The sequence below is a fragment of the Bradyrhizobium sp. genome (assembly GCF_017881085.1).
Lineage (GTDB): Bacteria > Pseudomonadota > Alphaproteobacteria > Rhizobiales > Xanthobacteraceae > Bradyrhizobium.
The window spans coordinates 1-5,156 of record NZ_JADGRI010000357.1; the positions used below are offsets into that span (position 1 = coordinate 1).

General features: G+C 64.7%; 5 protein-coding genes and 1 pseudogene. 4 read left to right on the top strand and 2 right to left on the bottom strand.

Annotated elements, in window-relative coordinates; genetic code table 11:
• Nucleotides 1–749 (bottom strand): LysR substrate-binding domain-containing protein (locus QZ213_RS24310; protein WP_291688627.1); only part of this gene is annotated, 749 nt, incomplete at its 3' end.
• 225 nt (nt 750–974) lie between these two features.
• Between QZ213_RS24310 and QZ213_RS24315 the strand changes: the two are divergent.
• From QZ213_RS24315 to QZ213_RS24330, 4 genes and pseudogenes are all read left to right on the top strand, one after another.
• Nucleotides 975–1,070, top strand: a pseudogene (locus QZ213_RS24315) (catalase); the annotation flags it as partial.
• Between the two features lie 15 nt (nt 1,071–1,085).
• Entirely contained in the window at nt 1,086–3,251 is a 2,166-nt protein-coding gene (gene katG / locus QZ213_RS24320; protein ID WP_291688623.1) for a catalase/peroxidase HPI, read from the top strand.
• A gap of 123 nt (nt 3,252–3,374) precedes the next feature.
• Entirely contained in the window at nt 3,375–3,836 is a 462-nt protein-coding gene (locus QZ213_RS24325; RefSeq protein WP_291688624.1) for a GNAT family N-acetyltransferase, read from the top strand.
• A complete protein-coding gene (locus QZ213_RS24330; RefSeq protein ID WP_291688625.1) occupies nt 3,833–4,429 on the top strand; it encodes a glutathione S-transferase family protein in 597 nt (198 codons plus the stop codon). Before QZ213_RS24325 ends, QZ213_RS24330 begins: the two co-directional genes overlap by 4 nt.
• A gap of 1 nt (nt 4,430) precedes the next feature.
• Here QZ213_RS24330 and fabI read toward each other — a convergent pair.
• A partial coding sequence (fabI, locus tag QZ213_RS24335; RefSeq protein ID WP_291688626.1) for an enoyl-ACP reductase FabI occupies nt 4,431–5,156 on the bottom strand: 726 nt, incomplete at its 5' end.

Genomic DNA, 5,156 nt, shown 5'->3' on the forward strand with positions numbered 1-5,156 from the left:
GCGATCTGCGGAATCAGCGTGACGCCATAGCCGCCCGCGACCATCTGCATCACCGTGTTCAGGCTGCTGGCGCCGAACACGGTGCCGCCGCCGGCAGCGGTGCGGCCCCGCACCGCCGTCGCGCAGAACGCCAGCGCCTGGTCGCGCAGGCAGTGGCCGTCCTCGAGCAGGATCAGCCGGCTTTGATCGATGTCTGCCGCGGCCACCCGCGCGCTCTCCTTTCGCGGGTCGCTGGCGGGCACCGCCAGCAGGAACAGATCCTCGAACAGGGCGATCGTTTCGATATCCGGCTCGGCTACCGGCAACGCCAGCATCGCCGCGTCGAGCGCGCCGCCCTTGATGTCCTCGACCAATTGCCGGGTCTGGGTTTCCCGCAGTTCCAGCCGCAATTCCGGGAACCGGGACTGCAGCAGGGGGAGAATCCGCGGCAGCAGATAGGGCGCCAGCGAGGGAATCACGCCGAGCGTCAGCCGTCCCGTCAGCAAGCCGCTGCGATGGCGGGCGAAGTCGACCAGATCGCGCGAGGCCGTCAGCACCTCTTCGCCACGGCGGGCGATCTCGCGCCCGACATCGGTCAACATGACATCGCCCGGACGCCGCTCCACCACGGCGACGCCGAGCGTGCGCTCGAGGTCGCGAATCTGCATGGACAGAGCGGGCTGGGTCACGGCGCAGGCCTCGGCGGCGCGGCCGAAATGGCCGTATTTGGCCAGCGCGGAGAGATAGCGAAGCTGTCGAAGCGTGATCATTCCCATCAGATAAACTGATCGAGAGCTCAAGACAATTCGACTGGACCTGATGTTGGATATCTTCCAAGGTAGCGGTACAGCGAATTTGGCGAGAGGCACCCACCCTGCGGATCCGGGCTGACGCGGTTGTTCCGGGTCAATGCGTCTGCGGTCTCCCCTTTGCTCAAATGCGCCCTGCCCCACCTGACGAACGGAAAAGCCATGGCTGACCGCCTCCAATTAACGACCGGCGCCCGGGCAGGATTTTCCGCGGTGGCAGGCAAACCCGGTGCAGCCGATGCGGAGCGCGACCTGCGCGGCTTCGCGCTGAAATTCGAAACGCGATAGGAGAAAAACATGGACGCAAAGACTGACGATAGCGCCGGCAAGTGCCCGTTCACCGGCGGCACCCGCGGACACAGGAACCGCGACTGGTGGCCAGAGCACCTCGATATCGGCGTGCTCCATACCAACGCGCCCGCCGCCGATCCGATGGGCGAAGCCTTCGACTATGCCAAGGAGTTCGAGAGCCTCGACCTTGATGCCGTGATCAAGGACCTGCGTGCCCTGATGACGGACTCGCAGGAGTGGTGGCCGGCCGACTTCGGTCACTATGGCGGACTGTTCATTCGTCTGGCGTGGCATAGCGCAGGCACCTACCGCATCACCGACGGCCGTGGCGGCGCCGGCGCCGGTCAACAGCGCTTCGCGCCGCTCAATAGCTGGCCGGACAACACGAACCTCGACAAGGCGCGGCGCCTGCTGTGGCCGATCAAGCAGAAGTATGGCCGTAAACTTTCCTGGGCTGATCTGTTTGTTCTCTCCGGTAACGTCGCCCTCGAATCGATGGGCTTCAAGACCTTCGGATTCGCCGGCGGTCGCGCCGATGTGTGGGAGCCGGAAGAGCTCTACTGGGGTCCCGAGGGCACCTGGCTGGCCGACGAACGGTATAGCGGCGAACGCCAGCTCGCGGAGCCGCTGGGCGCCGTGCAGATGGGCCTGATCTACGTCAATCCGGAAGGCCCGAACGGCAATCCCGATCCGATCGCTTCGGCAAAGGACATCCGGGAAACCTTCTTTCGCATGGCGATGAACGACGAAGAGACCGTGGCGCTGATCGCCGGCGGTCACACGTTCGGCAAGACCCACGGTGCAGGCGATCCATCGCTGATGGGTCCCGATCCGGAAGCCGGCGCCATCGAGGACCAGGGCCTCGGCTGGAAGAGCAAGCATGGCACCGGTTTCGGCGCCGACGCCATCACTGGTGGCCCGGAAGTGACCTGGTCGCAGACCCCGACGCAATGGAGCAACCACTTCTTCGACAATCTGTTCAAGTTCGAATGGGAGCTGACCAAGAGCCCGGCCGGCGCCAAGCAGTGGAAAGCGAAGGGCGCCGAGGCCACGATTCCCGATGCGTATGACAAGTCGAAGAAGCATGTTCCGACCATGCTGACCTCGGACCTCGCGCTGCGCTTCGACCCGGCCTACGAGAAGATCTCGCGGCGCTTCTACGAGCATCCCGACCAGTTCGCGGACGCCTTTGCCCGCGCCTGGTTCAAGCTCACCCACCGCGATATGGGACCAACCAGGCGTTATCGCGGCAAGCTGGTGCCGAAGGAAACGCTGATCTGGCAGGACCCGATTCCCCCGGTGGATCATCCGTTGATCGGGGAGCAGGACATTACGGCGCTGAAGGCAAAGATCCTCGCCTCCGGCCTCTCCGTTGCGCAGCTGGTCTCGACCGCCTGGGCGTCGGCGTCGACGTTCCGCGGTTCCGACAAGCGTGGTGGCGCGAACGGCGCGCGCATTCGCCTCGCGCCGCAGAAGGACTGGGACGTTAACAATCCGCCTGAGTTGGCGAAGGTGCTCTCGAAGCTCGAAGCGATCCGGAAGGAGTTCGGCAAGAAGGTGTCGCTCGCCGACCTGATCGTTCTCGGCGGCAGCGCCGCCATCGAGAAGGCGGCGAAGGATGCCGGCCTGACCGTGACGGTCCCGTTCACGCCCGGCCGCATGGACGCGTCGCAGGAGCAGACCGACGCCGCCTCCTTCGCACCGCTCGAACCCCGCGCCGACGGCTTCCGCAACTATATCAGCGGCAAGAAGCAGTTCATGATGCCGGAGGAGGCCTTGGTGGATCGGGCGCAACTGATGACGCTGACAGCACCCGAGATGACGGTACTCGTCGGCGGCCTGCGCGTGCTCGGCGCCAATGCCGGCAACTCCAAGCACGGCGTCTTCACCAAGAAGCCGGAAACGCTGACGAACGACTTCTTCGTCAATCTGCTCGACATGAGCACGGTGTGGCAACCGGCCGGCTCCGATGGCGAGTACGAGGGCCACGACCGCAAGACGAAAGCGGTGAAGTGGACCGGTACCCGCGTCGACCTGATCTTCGGGTCGCATTCCCAGCTCCGCGCCATCGCGGAAGTCTATGGAAGCGCGGACGCCAAGGAGAAGTTTGCGAAAGACTTCGTCAAGGCGTGGACCAAGGTGATGAACGCCGATCGCTTCGACCTCGCCTGATCCGCCCGGCGGCGGAACAGATTTTCCGCTTTCGATTGAAGTTGAAGACACCCCCGCGATAATATCGCGGGGGTTTTTTCTTGGTTCAACACCGGGCAGCTTGCTGCCGAAGGAGCCTATTCGATGGCGCCGACGACGATCCGCCCGGCCCGGCGGGAGGAATATGACGAGATCGCCCGCGTCTGGATGAACAGCTGGGCTTCCACCGGGCTCGAGGACGCCGGCAATTTCCTGCTGGCGAAGCTGCGCGCGCGCATTCCGCAGGAGGTCGAGAAGGGCTGGAGCCTGTTCGTCGCCGCCGATGACGGCGCCGTGGCCGCGATGCTGGCGCTGCATCTGCCCAACCGCTATCTCGACCAATTGTTCGTCGCGCCGGAATATCAGGGTCAAAATATCGGCAGGCAACTGCTCGCTTTCACCCGGCGCGAGCTGCCAGATGAGATTTGGCTTCGCTGCGTGCGCGAGAATGAAAAAGCCTGGCGCTGGTACGAGCGCGAGGGTTTTTTATTTGAAAAGGAGCAGGTCGAGCCGATGACCGGCTTTGTCATGAAATATTATCGGTGGATCAAGGAGACTGTCCGATGATGAAGCTTTACTGGTCGCCGCGCTCGCGGTCGTTTTCGGCGCTCTGGCTGATGGAGGAAACCGGGCAGCCTTACGAGCGGGTACTGACCGACATTTCCAAAGGCGCCCAGAAGACGCCCGAATATCTCGCCGTCAATCCGATGGGCAAGGTGCCGGCGCTCAGGGACGGCGAGGCGACGCTCGCGGAGGCCGCGGCGATCTGCGCCTATGTCGCCGAGCGGTATCCCGAAGCCAGGCTGGCGCCGCCGGTCGGCGATCCCCTGCGCGCCAAATATCTCTACTGGCTGTTCTTCGCGCCGGGCTGCATCGAGCCCGCCATGGTGCAGGTCGCGACCAAGGTCGAGATGAATCCGGTCGCCGCCGGCTGGGGCGACGCGCAGCGCGTGTTCGACGTGCTCGACGCAGCCCTCGAGAAAGGACCGTGGATCCTGGGCGAGGCCTTCTCGGCCGCCGATATCGCGATCGGATCGGGGCTCAATTTCGCCGTGCGGCTGTTCAAGATGGTGCCGGCGCGGCCGTCATTCGACCGCTACATCGACCGCTGCGCGGCGCGCCCGGCCTTCCAGCGCGCGAGCGCCCTCGCGGCGGGATAGGTTACTCGGCGCTGTTCTTCAGATCCTCCGGCCGCGGCATCGAGATGATGTTGTAGCCGGAATCGACGTAATGAACTTCCCCGGTCACGCCGCCCGACAGGTCGGACAACAGATACAGCGCCGAACCGCCGAGTTCATCCAGCGTCACGCCGCGGCCGAGCGGCGAGTGCTTCTGCTGGAACGCAAACATCGCGCGCGCATCGCCGATTCCCGATCCCGCGAGCGTCCGCACCGGACCGGCGGAAATCGCATTGACGCGGATACCGCTCGCGCCGAAGTCGGTGGCGAGATAACGCACCGAGGCTTCCAGCGCCGCCTTGGCGACACCCATCACGTTATAGTTCGGCATCACCCGCATCGAGCCGCCGAAGGTCAGCGTGATCATCGTGCCGCCGGTCGCCGGCATCAGCGCGGCGGCGCGCTTGGCAAGCTCGGTGAACGAAAAGCACGAGATCAGCATGGTGCGCGAAAAATTCTCGCGGCTGGTGTCGGCATAGCGGCCCTTCAGCTCGCTCTTGTCGGAGAACGCGATGGCGTGGACCAGGAAATCCAGATGCCCCCACTTTTCCCGCAAGGCGGCGAACACCGCATCGACGCTGGCGATGTCCTCGACATCGCAGGGCAGCACCAGGGGAACGCCGAGCTGCTCGGCCAGCGGCCTGACGCGCTTGCCCAGCGCCTCGCCCTGATAGGTGAAAGCAAGCTCCGCGCCCTGCGCCGCGACCGC

Coding starts and splice junctions, on each gene's coding strand:
- katG (WP_291688623.1), top strand. CDS start 1,086: ATGGACGCAAAGACTGACGATAGCGCCGGCAAGTGCCCGTTCACCGGC.
- QZ213_RS24325 (WP_291688624.1), top strand. CDS start 3,375: ATGGCGCCGACGACGATCCGCCCGGCCCGGCGGGAGGAATATGACGAG.
- QZ213_RS24330 (WP_291688625.1), top strand. CDS start 3,833: ATGATGAAGCTTTACTGGTCGCCGCGCTCGCGGTCGTTTTCGGCGCTC.